Below are 17065 nucleotides of genomic sequence, written 5' to 3'. Positions count from 1 at the left end.
GCGCGGGCGCCGTCGCGGCCTGGCTTACTTCGCCAGCTCCGACAGCCGGACCTGCGAAATCTTGCCGTTCTGCACCCAGCCGACGATGGTGTCGGCCATCGAACCGCCCTTGGCGTCGATGCCGTCGACTTCGTTGGGGTTGACCTCCTTGGCCAGGCCCTTGACCGCGTCGGGCATCTTCGCCCGGATCGCTGCCGCGTCGCTGGTGGTGCCGGCCAGCTTCATCGCACCGGCCAGCGCGTACACCATGGTGTAGTTCAGCGACATCTCGGTGGTGGCATCGCGCCCGTCATGCAGCTTCTTGTACTTGGCGTTGAAGTTCTGCGCGGCGGGGCGGCTGTCGTTGACCAGCGGCAGCACGCCGATGGAACCCTCGAGCATGCCCAGGCCGTTGGTGACCTTGGCCATCTCGTCCATCTTGGCCTGGTCCATCACGATAAAGCCGCCCTTGAAGCCCAGTTCGCGCGCCTGCTTGACCACCAGTGCGGTCGGTTCCGACGGGCCGCCGACGAACATCACGTCCGGCTTCTCGCTCATCGCGCGCGACACGCCGCTGTAGAAGTCCGTGGCCTTGGTGTACGACATCGGGTTGTTGGCCACCACCTTGCCGCCGGCCGATTCCCACGCCGGCACGAAGGCCTGCACCCAGGCCTTGGCGTAGTCGTGGTCGGCCGGGGCCAGCGCCACGTTCTTGCCGTAGCGCTTCATCTGTGCCTTGACGAAGGGCTCGATATAGCCCGTGTACGCGGGCGGGATGCGGATGGTCAGCTTGTTGCCGGCGTCGGTGATGCGCGGCACGCTGGAGTAGGCCATCACCAGGAATTTCTCCTGCTCATTGAAGGCCTGCAGCGCGAAGATGCCGCCCGAATGCGGGACGAACACCGCCGGGGTCTTGTGCTGCTGCACCAGGCGGCGGCCGTTGATGGCGGCCTCGGCGGGCGAGTACTTGTCGTCCAGCGCCACCACCTCCAGCTTGACCTTCTTGCCCTTGACTTCCAGGCCGGATGCATTGATCTCGTCCACCGCCATCTGCACGCCCGACAGCACGTTCTTGCCATACAGCGCGGCGCCGCCGGACAGCGGGCCGGTATAGCCGATCTTGACCACTTCCTGCGCCAATGCGGCGCCAGAGGCCAGCATGGCGGCCACGGCGCTGGCGGCCAGCGGGAAGATACGGCGCATGATCTTGCTTTGCATTGCTATGTCTCCTGAAAGTACTGCACTTGCTAGGTCTGGTTGTGTTTTGCTGTCGCGAGGCCGGCTCCTCTGAACCTACCCCCCGATATACGCCTTCCGAATCCCCTCATCCTTCAGCAACGTATCCCGATCCCCCTCCATCACGATGCGCCCGCTCTCGATCACATAGGCGCGATGCGCGATGCCCAGCGCCGCGTAGGCGTTCTGCTCGGCCAGCAGCACGGTGGTGCCGGCACGGTTGATGCGCTGGATGATCTCGAACATCTGCTTGACCACCAGCGGCGCCAGCCCCAGCGACGGCTCGTCCAGCAACAGCGCGCGCGGGCGGCTCATCAGGGCGCGGCCCAGCGCCACCATCTGCTGCTGCCCGCCGGACAGCGAGCCGGCCGGGTCGTCCTTCTTCTGCCGCAGGATCGGGAACAGTTCATAGACCTCTTCCAGCGTCTTGCGGATACCCGCACCATCGCGCCGGTGCACGTAGGCGCCCAGCACCAGGTTCTTCTCCACGCTCATCGCCGGGAACAGCTTGCGGCCCTCCGGGCAGTGCACCAGCCCGGCCTGCACGATCTGCGACGGCTTCATGCCCGACAGCTCGCGCCCATCGAAGCGCATGCTGCCACCGCTGATGCGGTGGATCGCGCTCATCGCCAGGAAGATCGAGCTCTTGCCGGCGCCGTTGGCGCCCAGCAGCACCACCAGCTCGCCGGCGCCGGCGTGCAGGGTGATGTTGTCGAGGGCGCGGAAGCTGCCGTACGACAGCGAGACGCGTTCAAGCTGCAACATGGTCGGCTCCCAGGTAGGCCTCGATGACATGCGGATCCTGCTGGATCTGCGCGGGCGTGCCTTCGGCAATCTTCTCGCCGTAGTTCAGCACCATGATCTTGTCTGCCAGGCGCATGATCATGTCCATCTTGTGTTCGATCAGGCAGACCGTCTTGCCATGGCGCACCATCTTGCGGATCAGCTCGGCCAGGCCCACGGTCTCTTCCGGGTTCACGCCGCCAGCGGGTTCGTCGAGCAGCAGCAGTTCCGGGTCGGTCGCCAGCGCCAGCGCAAAGGCCACCCGTTTGCGCGCCTCTTGCGTGATATCGGCGGCGACCTCATGCGCCAGGTGCGACAGCCCGACGAAGTCCAGCGCCGCTTCGGCCTTGTCGCGGCACAAGCGCTCTTCCTCGCGCAGGCGGCGCGTGCTGAACAGCACGTCGCGCAGGCCCGAGTGGGTGCGCAGGCGGTGGCCGACGATCAGGTTGTCGAGCACCGTGGCGCGGTCGAACAGCGCCGTGGCCTGGAAGGTGCGGGCCACGCCCAGGCGCGCGATCTGGTCGGCGCGCAGGCCGGCCACGTCCTCGCCCTTGAACAGGATCTGGCCGGAGCTGGGCGCATGCGTGCCCGCCACCAGGTTGAAGAAGGTGGTCTTGCCAGCGCCGTTGGGGCCGATGATGGCGTTGATATGGCCTGGCTCGAAGGTCACCGAGACATCGTGCACCGCGGTCAGGCCGCCGAATTTCTTGGTCAGGTTGCGGATCTCAAGCATGGTCGGCTCCGGCGCGGGTGGTCGGGACAGCGGTGACGGGTTGTGCAGGGAACTGCGCCGCCAGCTTGCCGCGCCGTTCGGCCGCGGCCTTGCGTGCGTGCTTCTTCAGCCAGGAACCCACGATGCCGTCCGGCACGAAGATGATCAGCAGGATCAGCACCGGGCCGAACACCAGCATGCGGTAGTCCTGCATGAACTGCAGCGACTGCGTGATCCACGGCACCAGCACCGCGCCCAGCAGCGGCCCGAAGATGGTGCCGATGCCGCCTACCAGCATCGACATCACCATGTCGAAGGTCAGGTCGGTGCGCGCGATATCCGGCCCCAGGAAGCGCACCTGCCCGGCGTACAGCGCACCGGCAAAGCCGGCGTAGCCCACCGACAGCACGAACGACAGCACCTTGGTGCGCATCAGGTTGATGCCCAGGGCCTCGGCCAGGGCGTCGCTGTTGCGAACCGCCATGAAACTGCGGCCCAGCAGCGAGGTGACGATGCGGTGCATCAGGAAGGTGCCGACCGCCAGGAAGAACAGCACCAGGTAGTACTGCGCCTGCACGCTGTCGAAGCTGAGCGGCCCGATCGCGGCCGGCACCGGGATTCCGATCAGGCCCACCGTGCCATGCGTCAGGCTTTCCCACTTCTCGATCAGCAGGTAGATGATGTAGCCCACGCACATGGTGAAGATCGAGAAGTAATGGCCCTTCAGGCGCAGCGACACAACGCCGATCACATAGCCCAGCACCATGCAGATCACGCCGGCCAGCACGAAGGCCAGCCAGAACGGCACCTGGTGGTCCACCGTCAGGATGCCCAGCGTATAGGCGCCGATGGCCATGAAGCCGCCATGGGCCAGGTTCAGTTGCCCGGTGTAGCCGGTGATCAGGTTCAGCCCGAGCGTGGCGATGGCATAGATGAAGGCCAGCGTCATCACGGTCAGGTAGTAGCTGTTGGGCGTGATCAGCGGGAAGGCGATGGCCGCCGCAAGCAGCAGCGTCCAGCCGGTTTTTCCTTGCAGTGCTTTCATTGTGTTGTGCTCCTCAGGCCGTCTTGCCGGCAAACAGGCCCTGCGGCCGGATCGACAGGATCACCACCAGCAGCACGAAGGCGATGATGTCCTTGTAGTCGGTGGAAACGTAGAAGCCGCCGAAGCTCTCGGCCATGCCGATGATCAGCCCGCCGACGATGGCCCCGGGGATGCTGCCCATGCCGCCCAGGATGATGATGACGAAGGCCTTGGTGATCACCAGGTTGCCCATGCTGGGGTAGACCAGGTTGATCGGGGCGTAGAGCGTGGCGGCGATTGCGGCAAGCGCGCCGGAGATGGCAAACACCAGCAGCGTCACGCGGGTGGCGTCGATGCCGACCAGTGCGGCGCCTTCGCGGTTCTGCGCCATGGCCATGATGGTGGCGCCGGTCATGGTGCGCGTCAGGAACAGGTGCAGCAGCACCATCAGCGCAAAGGCGGCGCCGATGATCAGCAGGCGCTGCAGCGGCGCGGTCAGCCCGAACACGTCGACGATCTGGCCATAGGGCGTGGGCATGCGGTGGAAGTCCGCGCCCCACAGCGCCTGCGCCCCGGCTTCCAGGAACAGCAGGATGCCGATCGCTGCGATCATGTCGTGCAGCTCGGGCGAGTTGCGCAGCGGGTGGAACACCAGCCGGTCGGCAGCCATCGACAATACGGCCACCACCAGCGCCGCGCCAAGCATCGCCAGCCAGTAGTTCACGCCCAGCGATGTCATCAGGAAGTACGACACATAGGCGCCAGCCATGTAGAAGGCGCCATGCGCGAAGTTGGGCACGTGCAGGATGCCGTAGACCAGCGTCAGGCCAAGCGCCACCAGGCTGTAGACGCCTCCCAGCGTCAGGCCGTTCAGGAACTGTTGAAGGAACAATGCCACAGGGGTACCTCGTGCGGTTCGGGAAACCAGGCACGCAGCGGCAAAGGCCGTGCGTGTTCCGTCGCGGCGGCGCCAGGCGCGGCCACGGTCAGGAAGTCGGGGGTGGAACTCAGGCGGGCGGCAGCGCCGGCTCGCGCGCTGTGATGCGCGGGCGGGATGGCCTGGCCCAGGGCGCGCCGTGGCGGTCACGGTGCGGGTGTGCAGATGCGTGTTGCAGGTACTGCATGGTTGTCTCCTGTGCGATGCGGCACGCTGGCCGCCCGGCAAGCCGGGGCACTTGGCCGCGTCGGCGTGGACGGCGGCGTTGCGATCCGGTGACGAGGTGTCGGGAGTATTCCCGCACGATCGTTCGTTTTCACCGACTTTTGCATAGGCGTCGCGGCATCGTCAAGGAAAGCGGCGGAGTATTCCGCACCGCGAAATAGCAGTCGGCGCGTCTCCGGGTAAGCCCGGAGGCTTGCCCCGCCATCCATCGACAAGGCCGATGACCCCTATGCGTCCCCTGCATGGACAGCAGCCCGCCATTCCTTTGTTGCTGACTTCATTGATGCGACTGCGGATTGCGTGCCCAGCACATCCTGCGTTCTTTTTGATAGCATCGCGCAGGCTTCCTTCTGCCCTGGCGGTCGCCTGGTCGGCTTCCTTTATCGCGTGGGCGCTGGTGTAAAAAACCCTAAAAATCAAGAGGAAGGAGAGTTCTATGAAGAGGCTCATAACGGCGATTTGCAGTTGCCTGCTGCTCGCTGCATGCGGAGGCATGCACGTGCGGCCTCCCGGCGACTATGTGTTGGCTGGTGAGCCAGCGCCTTCCAGCAATCTCGTGAGGGTGGCTTTCGACCAGCTTGGGGATGTTTATCCCCGAGACGCTTCCAGCATTCCCTGGCCGCAACGGGCGCCGGGCGTGAATTCTCGCTTTGCACTGAGCGACATTCTTGAACATGGCGATCACGGTCGGCGACTGTACGGTCCAGAGCAACGGCGGGAAGCGGAAGATGCCGTTGTTGCAGCGCTCAATTCGAAGCTTGCCGCTGGCGACACGCTCCTGGTGCTGGTGCATGGCTTCAATGAGGACTTCGAATCCGCGCAACGGCTGTACAGCGGTTCCCGTAATCTGCTTGGAAGTGAAAAGCCGGCGGTTATTCTTGAGGTCTACTGGGACGGACTTCGAACGCGCAACCCGGAGATCATGACGGAGCAAACGCGACTTACCTTCTGGCCGGATGCGCTTCTGAGCTCCAACTACGCTGGCCAGAGGGGTTTGCGGCCCATCTTGAATCGGCTTTCGAAGCCTGTCGATCTCCGCTTTCTTGTGCACTCGCGAGGTACGGCTGTGGCCCTCTCAGCAGTGGCCGACCCTGTTTATGAGCGCAATTTCGGAAACGATCCGGAGAATCGTGTCCGTCCGCTGGACAACCCCAATATTCGTAGCATTAAGATCGCAGCCTTTGCGCCGGCAGTGGGGAGCGGACATGTTGGCCAAGCCATCTATGACAAGTGGGGAAATCACCCCGTTGATCTGGCTTTCACAGTAAATCCTTGGGACCTGGCACTCTCAAAGCTCTTTGTCTTTCATGACACTTTTTGGGGTGACACAAGTCTAGGTACATCCGAACATTTCGTCCGAGCTCGGATGGAGGAGCATTTCGCGCGGCTCCGCCTCATCCCTGTCAGATTTCCCAATAAAATCGGTCATGCTCTGGACAAATACGTTGAGGGAGACCCCGACGCAGCTACCTGCATCATTCGATTTGCAGGCCTGACATCGTCCGAATGCCCGTCGAGCGTTGAAATCATTCATTTGCGTGATGGGCAGTGACGGCTCTCAGGCTTACGCAGGCGGCTATCCATCGTTAGCTTGGTTTTCGGCTGCGGGTTAGACTCGACCCGCAACTGCGGGGAGGCAAGGAGTCCTCCCTTCCTGCTTGCCGCGTGCGGCATCACTCCGTCAGGCGCAATGTGACCGTGCGTGGTGACGCGTCGACGGATGCCAATGCGGCCAAATTGGCGGGACAATTCTGGAGCCGCGACCACATCACGCCTTCGGCGGTTTTGCGTACGCCGACGGCAACTGCTGTTTGTATGGAAGTGGCTAGCGCCTCATTGTTGATCGAGAACAGCCAGCCACCTCGAATCGCAATGCCAACGGCTGCAAACGTGCCAGCCTCGGCGCGGTCGCCGATATTGTCCACTTGCTTGAGCTTGTCAGTGTTGTCCTTGCCTGCACACATGGAAGCGGAGGCCCTGCACAGGGAAGAATTTTTTGCCCCAGGGACGCGGATGCGGTCGTCACCCGTCGCCTCGAACAGGACACGCACCAAGTCAGAAACCACCGCATTGGGGTCGATCTTGTTTGTTGAAACCTTTTTGTCCCCCGCCAGATCGACCGTGGCGGCCAGACCTGGAAATCCATAGCTCTTGCCCGCACGACTCACAAACGTCTGCTCGCCCAGTACGCCCAGGATCCGGCAGGAGGTGACCTTACCTTCCTCCTGGCACAGCCGCTGTCCGAGGTCCTTGGCAAGCTGGTCGATCTGGGCATCCGCAGCCGTCAAGACCGTCTCGTCCTTGATCGACTTCTTGAGCTTGTCAAGGAGCTTGGACTTCAGGTCGGGGTAGTCAAAATCGAGTGTGACGATTTTTCCATTCCGGAAGTAATCCGACACATAGCGCGCCACGAGGAGCCGCAGTGTCACCTGAGCGGCATCTTGCGCCTGCGTAGTAGTTGTTATCTGGTTGAGTCCATAGGTCTTCGCGTAGTGGCCCAACGCTTGCGCTGCCGCACCGACCCACCCTTCGCCGCTGGTGGCGAACGATACGTCCTGAATCATCCCGGTCCATTCACGGCGGCTGATGGTAATTTCGCCGCCGCCAAATTTCGACGAGGTAACCGCAGGGTCCGCTGGCGCCAGGTCTCGAAACAGCGTCGAAGTCAGTACCTGATTGGCGCGATCCACTGCATCAGGCGCAAGAGCGTCGAGATTGACCTCGATGCCGCTCGGATCAATCCCGAGTCGTGCGAACAGCCCTTGTGAAAAGCCCGTGACATGATCATCGTATGCTGCAGCTGATGCCGGCACAGCGCTTCCGGAAGTGGCGGACGCCAGCATACTCAGCCCGAGTTGCAGATCAGTGCGATTGCGCTGGTTGCCCGACAAGCTGGCATTCACTGCGGCCGGCGGCATAGTCGTTGGGGACAGGGCGTATTCAGCTTTCGCACGTGCACAAGCGCTGACAGGCGAGCCAATGACTACCGTCGTGCCTGTGTCTGCGATCTTCTTGTTGAAGTCGCCAGCCGTGATGCATCCGCCGAGTGATGGCAACACCGTCGCGAAAAGCACACCCCTAAAGCATTTCCTCATAGCCATTGTTCCATGGACGAACCGTCGGAGTTGAATAGGATGCCGGGATGTTTAGGGCGGCGGAGAGAACTGTCCGCCCGCCAACTACCTGGCCGACTGCACCTAAGCGACATAAGTCAGCCACGCGGGCAGTTCATTGGATGGCTTCCGTCGTGTTTTTCACATGCTCTGGGGCTGGACGGGCAGGAATATTCCTGACAAGGCAACCACGCCGCGAGTACTACGACGCAATCGGTGAAACTGTTCGTGCGTGACGCGTTGCGCGAGAGTGCGCGATGCATTTGGTCCCCGGAGGGAGTTGCTGAAGGCTACCGCAAGAGTTCAATACCGCAAATCCCCCCAAGAAGGGGGATCTGACACCTTGATCTTTTCAGGCCTGGCGACGGCACGGGCGCCGCTCAGCAGCGGATCGCGCCGGACAGGAAGCGGAAGCAGCCGGCGGCCGCCGGCATCCTGGGCGCCGGTTCCTTGCGCATCATCAACGCCACGCGGCGCTTGAAGCTGGGGCTGCCCAGGGGGCACGGCACGCAGCGCCACATCGTTGATGCCCTGGGCGTATAGCCGGGACAGCAGACCGACCGCGAGCCCCGCGCACACCAGGCTGTAGAGCGATTCGCTGTACTGCAACCTGCAGGACGCGGCGGCCGAAGGCATCCGCTACAGCGAGTTCTTCTGGAACCCCACCGGCACCGTCAGACAGTCCGGCATTCCGTACCGCGCCGCCATGGAAGCCATCGTGCGCGCGATCGTCGATGCCGAGGCAGGGTTTGGCATCGTGGGGCGGCTGGTGCCGTCGATCGACCGCGAAGCCGATCCCGCCGAGGCGGTCGAGATGGTCGACTGGGTCATCGCCGACCGCCGCGACGAGGTGATCGGCATCGGCATCGACTATCGAGAGAATGACCGGCCGCCCGAGCTGTTCGCCGAGGCCTATCGCAAGGCCCGCGCCGCCGGGCTGAAGACCACTGCCCACGCCGGCGAGTTCGGCACGCCCTGGACCAATGTGGCCACCGCGCTGGACCTGCTGCAAGTGGATCGCATCGACCATGGCTACACCGCCATTGACAACCCCGAGTTCGCGCAGCGTTGCGCGGACCGCGGCATCGTCTTCACGGTGGTGCCGACCAATTCCTACTACCTGCGCACGCTGCCGCGCGAGCGCTGGGCGCTCGATCACCCGATCCGCCATATGCCGGGCATGGGCTTGCGTGTGCACCCCAACACCGACGACCCCGTGCTGCACCACGTCACCGCCAGCCAGGCCCGGGGGATGATGGTGCGCGATTTCGGCTTTGGCCTGGACGACCTGCGCGAGTTCATGCTTAACGGGCTGGACGCCGCGTGGATCGACGACAGCACGCGCCGTGCGTGGCGGGGGCAACAGTGCGCCGAGTTCGATGCGCTGCGCGCCAGGCTGTTCGCGGCCCCGGCTGCCCGAGGCTGCAGCCTGGTCCGTTTCCGTTCCGCTGTTCGTGGACCAGTTCCTGTCCAGGCGTACTGACATCTTCCTGACCGGGCGCTACCAGCGTGCTATGGGCGAAGCGACTACGGCGGCGATTTTCGGCTACCCGACTTCCGCCGGGCGCGATCAGGTGGTGGTTACCACGGGGATGCGGCATCGGTTCTGACCGGCCGCGAGGAAGCTGACGCCCGGCAGTGTCATTGCGTGGGGAAATCGATCTCAGCGCGCCTTGGCGATTCCTCAACCAGCCAGCTCGCGGTGCAACGCCACATATTCCTGCGCCAGCTTGTGGCGCGGATCCAGATGGATCATGGGGGTGGCATGCTGATGCGATTCGCGGATCTTCACCGATGCAGATAGCCGCGATTCAAGTACTGGCAGGCCCTCGCTTACCAGTTCGTCGACCAGCTTCTGCGGCAAGCTGGCTCGCGGCTGGAACTGGTTGATCACGATCCCCTCGACCTGCAGCCCGTCGTTGTGGTCCTGTTGGATTTCCTTCACGTTATCGAGCAGCGTGTAGAGGGCACGGCGCGAGAAGTCATCGCAATCGAACGGGATCAGGCAGCGCTCCACGGCGATCAGTGCGGAGCGGGTATAAAAATTCAGGGCCGGTGGCGTGTCGATGTAAATGGCGTCATAGACTGCCTCCAGCTCGAGCAGGGCGTCGCGTAGCTTGTAGATCTTGTAGCGGGATTCGAGCTTGCCGTGGAGGGAATCCAGGTCAGGATGCGCCGGCATCACATCGAGGTTCTCGAACGGCGTCGGGTGGACAAAGGACGTAAATTCCACCGGCCTGAAGTTGTAGGTCAGGGAGGTCTCGAAGAAATTCGCCGCGGTCGGACTTGCCTCCGCGGCCCGCGCGCCAAGCAGGTACTGGGTGGAGTTGCCTTGTGCATCCAGGTCAATGACCAGGGTGCGCAAGCCCTCGCTGGCGCTGATCGCCGCGAGATTGCACACAATGGTCGATTTTCCGACCCCACCCTTCTGATTGAACACGACGCGCCGCATTTGCCCCTCTGGAGAGAATCGATCCGAAAGCGGCAGCATACCTCAGCGTGAGGTTCCCGGCAGCACCCCGCCCGGCTATGACAACGATATTCCAGGCCGTGATGAGGTGGCACCCGCGGGCAGGCGATTCAGTGGGTGCCAGAGTCAGCCGTCCGATTCCTGCTCGCGGTACCATTGGCGCCTTGAGGTGGTCCCGCGCTTGCATCTCATGGACCAGCCTTGTGCTGCACACTATGCGGCTCACGCCACCGAATGCATCGACATGGTTGCCGACCTTGCCCGTTCCTGGTTGACCTTCAGCGCGCCTGTGGCCGCTGCACAGGCTGCCGGCCGCCCGCTCGTGGCGCTCGAATCCACTATCATCGCCCACGGCATGCCCTACCCGGAGAACGTTCGCACGGCGCGTGAAGTGGAGGCCCTGATCCGCGACCTGGGAGCCGAGCCCGCGACGATCGCGCTGATTGGCGGGCGAATCCGCATCGGGCTTTCGAACGACGAGCTGGAGCTGCTGGGGCGCTCGGAGCGGGCACACAAGGTGAGCCGCCGCGACCTGCCAGCCGTGCTGGCCGGCGGCGGGCTCGGCGCCACGACCGTGGCCGGCACGATGATATGTGCCGCGCTGGCGGGCATTGAGGTCTTCGTCACCGGCGGGATTGGCGGCGTGCACCGCGGTGCGCAGGAAACCTTCGACATCTCGGCTGACCTGCAGGAACTGGCCAGGACCTCGGTGGCGGTGGTCTGTGCCGGGGCGAAGTCCATCCTGGACATCGGGCTCACGCTGGAATACCTGGAAACACACGGTGTGCCGGTGCTCAGTTGTGAGCAAGACAATGTTGCTGCGTTCTACACGCGCGACAGCGGCTTTCGTGCTGACTTCAGGCTGGACGACGCGGCGGAGCAGGCACGCTTCATCCGCACCAAGTGGGACTTGGGCCTGGCGGGCGGCGTGGTGTTGAGCACACCGGTGCCGCAAGCGGCAGCGATGACGTCCGGGGAGATCGACGCGCTGACTCGGCAGGCGCTTGCCGAGGCCAGGGCGCAGGGAATCACCGGCAAGGCCGTGACGCCTTTCCTGCTGGCTCGCATCAAGGCGCTGACGAGCGGACGCAGCCTGGCGACAAACATCGCGCTTGTGAAACACAACGCCGAGGTGGGAGCAAGGCTTGCGCTGGCATTGGCACGCGCGGGGCGCGGGGCGGGCGCAGCCTAGTCATGTGAGCAGGCCGGCATCCGCAGGGTGCGGGCGCGCACCTGGCAAGCTGGGTCTATGCGCCAACGTCGCCTAATCTTGTGTCTTAGCGATCAGCGAGTGGAAAACTCGCCTGAAGTCGCAACGCGTACATTTTCGATCCGGGGCTAGCGGAAGGAGTCATCATCATGCGACTCTCACTAATAGTCAGCGGCGCCATGCTGGCGCTTTCGGCATGTACATTGGAACCGGCCGGAACAGGCGCCTTTACAGTCATGGGGCCGGCCAGCTTCGATCGCACCTTCACCGCAGCAGCCGGGGCCATGCGCGACCAGGGCCTGGCGATCAGCGTCGAGGACCCGGTCAATGGCGTGGTCGTCGGCAGTCTGGATACCACGACGGTGATGGCCGGTGTGCACCAGCAGGCAGACGGCTACGTGCGGGTGGAATTCGACGGCATGGCTGCACACGATCCAGCGTTGATGGCGCGAATTTCGCGCAGCTACAACCGCCGCATGGGCCGCTGAATCGCGTCAGAGGTCAATTCAATGGATGTCCGCTTTCCGGAAGCGGACCCTGACGAGCCAGATCACGACCGGCTGTCTGCCCTTCAGAACGCTCGGACGTCGGGGACGCGGGCATGGCTCGGGCAAAGCGCCAGCGCGAAATCCTCCGGATCCTTCTGGGTGTTGCCGTGAGGCTTCCGGACCCGATCCATGGGTTCAACGCGGATTCGCCTTCCCATGTCCGCGCCGTTCAGCGAGCGCGTCGGCGAGTGCTCTCACCCGCAACGGTATGTGGCGATGGCTGGGGGCCTGAGCAACCTCTCCGTCTGGCAGCAGAGCAGCGCGCCTGGCGGCCTGCTGGCGTTGGCGCAGGGTATGGGTCCGCTCGGCCAGGTAGGGCAGGTTCGCCGATAGGCATGCCCCTTTAGTCGCCGGCTCTGACGGGCTTGGTAATTGCAGTCGCGACTCCGCGTCGTTCACTTTCTTGGCCGGCGCCGGAGCCCGGGGAAAAGGATCGCGGCGAGCAATAGTCCTCCGCCGGTGAGAATCAGAATGTCCTGCATGCCTTGCGCCTCCCACGAAGATGCCAGATCGAGCGAGCCAATCTTAGGGATAACGCTGTCGCAGTGCTATCCGCCTCTGTCCGACAAGATGTTGGACCGAGCGCAGGAGTTCGGATCGCCGACGCGCGCTCGCATGCAATACGCCGCCGGCCGGCATTGATCGCAAAAATGACCGCAAAGCCAGAGGCACAGGCAGCGAACGTGCGCCGTACGAAACAAATGTAATCGTTTGTTAATGCCGCCCCCGCAGCCCCGTGTTGCCAACAGATGCTTCCTTCCGCTTTGGTACGATGCCGCTCTTTCCGCAAAGCGTCCCGCCACCGTGAATCGCCGCTGTATATTGTTTTTTCGTGAGTATTGCGTACGGTGGCTCATCCGCATCCAATCGCTGGCCGCTGCCGGCATCACGATAGCCAGGCGCGTCTTTCCCGGCGCGCTGCGCCGCCTTGGCCACCCGACGCGACGCGGCATCATGCTGACGCTCGCCGCGGTGCCGGCGCTGTTTCTGCTGTACGTGCTGGCGCTCGTGCCGTTTACGCCGGGCATCGGCGACATCCGCAAAGCCCGCATCGACCGCCCAGCGCTGATCGTATCGGCCGACGGCAGAGTGATCGACGAATTCAAACCGGTCAATCGCGAGTGGGTATCGCTCGGGCAGATCTCGCCGTACATGGTCGCTGCATTGATCGCCACCGAAGATCGCCGCTTTTATGAGCATCACGGGATCGACTGGCTGCGTACCGCGTCGGCTGCGCTGCATACGTTCTCCGGCGACCGGCAGGGTGGCTCGACGATCACGCAGCAGCTTGCGCGCAACCTGTATCCCGACGAAATCGGCCGCGCGCCGACCCTCGCACGCAAGCTCAGGGAAGCGATCACGGCGCTCAAGATCGAAGCCGTGTACAGCAAGGACCAGATCCTTGAGACATACCTGAACAATGTGCCGTTCCTGTACAACGCCTACGGCGTGGAAATGGCCGCACGCACGTATTTCGGCAAATCGGCGCATCAGCTCGATATCCTCGAGAGCGCGACACTCGTCGGCATGCTGAAGGCCAACAGCACCTACAACCCAGTGCTGAATCCCGAGCGCGCATTGGAGCGGCGAAACACTGTGCTAGGGCAGATGAACAAGTACGGGAAGCTCAAGCCCGACGCTTACACCTGGCTGAGGCGGCAACCGCTCAACGTCAATTTCGGGTTGCAGACCGCGCCACGAAGCGCAGCGCCGCATTTTTCCGCGCAACTGCGCAAGTGGCTGATCACATGGGCCGAGCGCAACGGCTACAACATCTATGCCGACGGGCTTGTCGTGCGCACAACCATAGATTACCGTCTGCAGACGATGGCGGTGCAGGCGATGGACTGGCAGGCGAGCCAGTTGCAATGGATCGCGAACGGGGCATGGAACGAACGCACTGGCTGTTGGCCAGGCAACGACCTGTTCCGGACATTCATCCGGCAAACGCCTGACTATCGTGCAGCACGCGATGCTGGTCAATCGGATCAGGTCGCGCTCAGGAAGCTCGGCATGAATCGCACGTTTGTCCGCGCACTCTGCCGGAGCAAGACTCAGGTCCAGGCGGGTTTTGTCGCGATCGATCCGCGCAACGGCGATATCAAGGCATGGGTGGGTAGTCGCGATTTCGGTGATGCACCATTCGATCACGTGCAGCAGGCCCGGCGCCAGCCGGGTTCTACCTTCAAGCCATTCGTCTACGGGGCGGCGTTCGCGGACGGCGCGCGGCCAGGCGATACGATCGTAGACCGGAACGTCGCCATTCCACTGGCCGGCCAGGCGATCTGGCGGCCTACCGATGCGGCGCCGCCCACCGACCGGCCGATGACGCTGCGCGACGCGCTAGTGTATTCGCGCAACCGCGTCACCGCTCAGCTCATGCAAAAGGAAAGCCCCGAGAAGGTCGCACGGCTCGCGCGCGCGATGGGCGTGCGCGACAGTCCCCTCGCAGCGGTGCCGTCGCTCGCGCTCGGCACGAGCCCGGTCACGCTCAAGGAAATGGTATCGGCGTACAGCACGATCGCGAACCGCGGTGCCTATGTCGAACCGCGCATGGTTACCCGGATCGAGGATCACGACGGCAAGGTGCTCGCCGAATTTGCGAGCGCATCGCCGGAACAGGCACTGTCCGCCGCCGCCGCGCAAACGCTCGTCGATGTGATGCGCGACGTCATTATCCGCGGCACCGGCGCAGGCATCCGCACGCGCTTCGGGATTCGCGCCGACGTGGCCGGCAAGACGGGCACCACGCAGGACAACGCGGATGGCTGGTTCATCCTGATGCATCCGCAACTGGTCGCGGGCGCGTGGGTGGGTTTTGACGATGGACGTGTGACGCTCGGTAACGACTGGGGCCAGGGCGCGCATAGCGCGCTGCCGATGGTGGGCGCGTTCTACGACATGGCGCTGCGCGCACGAGTGATCGACCCGGATGCGCGGTTCAGTCCTGAGACCCGGGCTCCTCGCAAGCCCCATGCGCGACAGCATCGGCAATTCCTGTTCTGGAAATTCTGATGTCGTCGCTGGCGGACGCGACATTCGCTTTCGCAGGTGCCGCCGCGCGATGCGGTTAAGAGCGCGATGGGATGGATGCCCAAGTGACGGGCGCCATCGCGCGTCGCCTCACTCAGTCGTCGTGACGATGCTTCTTGTGGCCCTTGTGCTTGCCGCGATTGCCGTTCTTGTGGTCATCGGCATAGTTGTTGCGCGACACATTGCCGCCCAGCGCCGAACCCGCTGCACCACCGGCCGCGGCACCGACGATGCCGCCGGTTCGGCCGCCCAAGGCATTGCCGGCCGCCGCGCCGGCGCCACCGCCCAGCGCGCCACCCACGATGGCGCCGGTTCGTTCCTTCTTGTTGGCAGTCACCGCGCCGCCCGCACCGCCGCCCACGGCACCGCCGACCACGGCACCCGTGCTGCCGCCCAGTGCGCCACCGACGGCGGCGCCCGCGGCACCACCCAGACCGCCGCCCACGGCGTTCTTCAGGTCATCGGCCAGCACCGGTGTGGTGGCAGCGGTCAGCAGCAGGGTCAGGCACAGCGTACGAAGTGATTGTCGAGTCATGTTCTTCCTCAATAGGGGATGGTTGGCGATCCGCCGATGCAGGAGTTTACACGGGGCGGCAAGCGGCTCCGTTTGGAACTCGCAACGGTGGTCGACTACCTCCGTCGCCATGAGCCCGAGGTCTGTCGCGCTGAGCCCGGAATGCTGTTGTCAGTCGATATTGGCGCAGGAAATAGCGACCCCCCGGATGCGGCTGGCACCAGCCGCAAAACAGAAAAGCCCTTCGCAATTCGTGGAGGGCTTTGTCAATTCAGGCCGTCAGGTGGGCAGGTCGACTATAGCGGGCGAATCTTTGACGCTTGTGGGCCCTTCTGACCTTGCGTGACTTCGAATTCCACTCTCGCACCTTCCTCCAGCGATTTGAACCCGGTGCCTTGGATTTCGCTGTGGTGGGCAAACAAGTCCTTGCCACCATCATCCGGCGTGATGAACCCATAGCCCTTTTCACTGTTAAACCACTTCACGATGCCAGTCGCCATCTCGTCCTCGACATTTGGTGCACACAGGTTGCGTGCTGAGAAGTCCCGCCCCAGAATCGCCCCGTCGCCAAAATATGGTTGGATGCGTTACGGCGCGCCGAACCCCTAGCATACCGAAGAGGAGGGCGGGCAGCATCTGCGGGTTAACCTCTGGATCAGAGCGCTGATGATGAGGCGGGCGAGTCGCGATACGGGCTGAGTGCGCAAATTTCCGATCGCCGAATCCGAGGAAAATCCCCTCGATCCAGGCTCACTCAGTCCAAACGGCATCGACGTCCCGCAGCAGGTGCCCGGCCAGGATGTAGTCGCCAGCCTTCATGGCCTTTGTCTCCAAGGCAACCAACTCGTTGGCTGCCAGCTGGTCCAATGCAAACTGGCAGTACAGGTTCCGTTGCCGGAAGGACACCTTCGGCCGGCTGAGGCCAGCAATGAGCGCCGCGAGGGACTTCACGGCAATGCTTTCGTGTCCGCGGTACTCCACCCGTATCCCTACCTTATTACCAAGGCGCCCGAGCTCAATAGCATCTTGCCAACCTGACTCATAGTCGAGCTCGACCAGCGCGACCCCCTCTGCCTCCAGGAGCCTGATGGCTTCCCCTTTGGTTCCAGCCCGAGCCGTTGTCATTTCTGCCTCCACTCACACCATCCCGCGCGGGGTTGCCGGTCTGATTCAATGTGCTACTGAATTCAACTCAGCGTTGCCCTGCTCACCTTGCCCCTTGGCTTCAGATCTGGAGAGTCAAGGTCTTGCTTAATTCTGACGTAAGAAAAATCTAAGTCA

Annotated in this window: 15 protein-coding genes and 1 pseudogene; 5 read left to right on the top strand and 11 right to left on the bottom strand. The window is 63.4% G+C overall.

All coding sequences use genetic code 11. The features are described from left to right. Positions 1–24: 24 nt before the first annotated feature. From I6H87_RS29065 to I6H87_RS29045, 5 genes are all read right to left on the bottom strand, one after another. Positions 25–1197, bottom strand: a complete 1173-nt coding sequence (locus I6H87_RS29065) for an ABC transporter substrate-binding protein (RefSeq protein ID WP_011617607.1) — start codon at positions 1195–1197, stop codon at positions 25–27. Positions 1198–1272: 75 nt separating this feature from the next. Further along, the gene (locus I6H87_RS29060) at positions 1273–1980 is read right to left on the bottom strand and encodes an ABC transporter ATP-binding protein (protein WP_010812719.1); all 708 of its coding nucleotides are present in this window, start codon (positions 1978–1980) and stop codon (positions 1273–1275) included. Further along, the gene (locus I6H87_RS29055; protein WP_011617606.1) at positions 1967–2731 is read right to left on the bottom strand and encodes an ABC transporter ATP-binding protein; all 765 of its coding nucleotides are present in this window, start codon (positions 2729–2731) and stop codon (positions 1967–1969) included. Before I6H87_RS29055 ends, I6H87_RS29060 begins: the two co-directional genes overlap by 14 nt. Then, positions 2724–3755: a branched-chain amino acid ABC transporter permease gene (locus tag I6H87_RS29050; protein WP_011617605.1), complete on the bottom strand. Its 1032-nt coding sequence runs from the start codon at positions 3753–3755 to the stop codon at positions 2724–2726. The genes I6H87_RS29055 and I6H87_RS29050 overlap by 8 nt, the downstream gene beginning before the upstream one ends. Before the next feature lie 13 nt (positions 3756–3768). After that, complete coding sequence (locus I6H87_RS29045) at positions 3769–4632, bottom strand: branched-chain amino acid ABC transporter permease (RefSeq protein ID WP_010812722.1); 864 nt, start codon at positions 4630–4632, stop codon at positions 3769–3771. A gap of 700 nt (positions 4633–5332) precedes the next feature. Between I6H87_RS29045 and I6H87_RS29040 the strand changes: the two genes are divergently transcribed. Next, complete coding sequence (locus I6H87_RS29040; RefSeq protein WP_136227878.1) at positions 5333–6448, top strand: hypothetical protein; 1116 nt, start codon at positions 5333–5335, stop codon at positions 6446–6448. Between the two features lie 121 nt (positions 6449–6569). Here I6H87_RS29040 and I6H87_RS29035 read toward each other — a convergent pair whose 3' ends face one another. Beyond that, positions 6570–7970, bottom strand: a complete 1401-nt coding sequence (locus I6H87_RS29035) for a hypothetical protein (RefSeq protein WP_136227877.1) — start codon at positions 7968–7970, stop codon at positions 6570–6572. Positions 7971–8312: 342 nt separating this feature from the next. Then, the gene (locus I6H87_RS29030) at positions 8313–8645 is read right to left on the bottom strand and encodes a type 2 periplasmic-binding domain-containing protein (protein WP_136227876.1); all 333 of its coding nucleotides are present in this window, start codon (positions 8643–8645) and stop codon (positions 8313–8315) included. Here I6H87_RS29030 and I6H87_RS29025 point away from each other — a divergent pair. Continuing rightward, a pseudogene (locus I6H87_RS29025) lies at positions 8620–9492 on the top strand (adenosine deaminase family protein); the annotation flags it as partial. The gene I6H87_RS29030 and the pseudogene I6H87_RS29025 sit on opposite strands and share 26 nt — an antisense overlap. A gap of 201 nt (positions 9493–9693) precedes the next feature. Here the strand turns inward: I6H87_RS29025 and I6H87_RS29020 are convergent. Continuing rightward, positions 9694–10461 (bottom strand): ParA family protein, encoded by a 768-nt coding sequence (locus I6H87_RS29020; protein WP_010812729.1) that lies wholly within the window; start codon positions 10459–10461, stop codon positions 9694–9696. Positions 10462–10723: 262 nt separating this feature from the next. Between I6H87_RS29020 and I6H87_RS29015 the strand changes: the two genes are divergently transcribed. The 3 genes from I6H87_RS29015 (at position 10724) to I6H87_RS29005 (ending at position 15252) form a co-directional block, all read left to right on the top strand. Then, a complete protein-coding gene (locus tag I6H87_RS29015; protein ID WP_041688181.1) occupies positions 10724–11671 on the top strand; it encodes a pseudouridine-5'-phosphate glycosidase in 948 nt (315 codons plus the stop codon). A 167-nt stretch (positions 11672–11838) separates the two neighbouring features. Beyond that, positions 11839–12177, top strand: a complete 339-nt coding sequence (locus tag I6H87_RS29010; protein WP_011617600.1) for a hypothetical protein — start codon at positions 11839–11841, stop codon at positions 12175–12177. Between the two features lie 864 nt (positions 12178–13041). Then, complete coding sequence (locus I6H87_RS29005) at positions 13042–15252, top strand: penicillin-binding protein 1A (protein WP_011617597.1); 2211 nt, start codon at positions 13042–13044, stop codon at positions 15250–15252. Positions 15253–15364: 112 nt separating this feature from the next. Here I6H87_RS29005 and I6H87_RS29000 read toward each other — a convergent pair whose 3' ends face one another. The 3 genes from I6H87_RS29000 to I6H87_RS28990 all read right to left on the bottom strand — a co-directional run bounded on the left by I6H87_RS29000 (position 15365) and on the right by I6H87_RS28990 (position 16909). Further along, positions 15365–15805 carry a YMGG-like glycine zipper-containing protein gene (locus I6H87_RS29000; protein WP_010812733.1) on the bottom strand — a complete coding sequence of 147 codons (441 nt, stop codon included), beginning with the start codon at positions 15803–15805 and terminating at the stop codon, positions 15365–15367. 275 nt (positions 15806–16080) lie between these two features. Then, a complete protein-coding gene (locus I6H87_RS28995; RefSeq protein WP_010812734.1) occupies positions 16081–16284 on the bottom strand; it encodes a cold-shock protein in 204 nt (67 codons plus the stop codon). 250 nt (positions 16285–16534) lie between these two features. Beyond that, positions 16535–16909, bottom strand: a complete 375-nt coding sequence (locus I6H87_RS28990) for a hypothetical protein (RefSeq protein ID WP_010812735.1) — start codon at positions 16907–16909, stop codon at positions 16535–16537. Positions 16910–17065 lie beyond the last annotated feature (156 nt).

Origin of the sequence: Cupriavidus necator, assembly GCF_016127575.1 — a bacterium.
GTDB lineage: Bacteria > Pseudomonadota > Gammaproteobacteria > Burkholderiales > Burkholderiaceae > Cupriavidus > Cupriavidus necator_D.
Note: the sequence above shows the minus strand (reverse complement) of the source record. Positions and strands in the feature narration are given on the sequence as shown.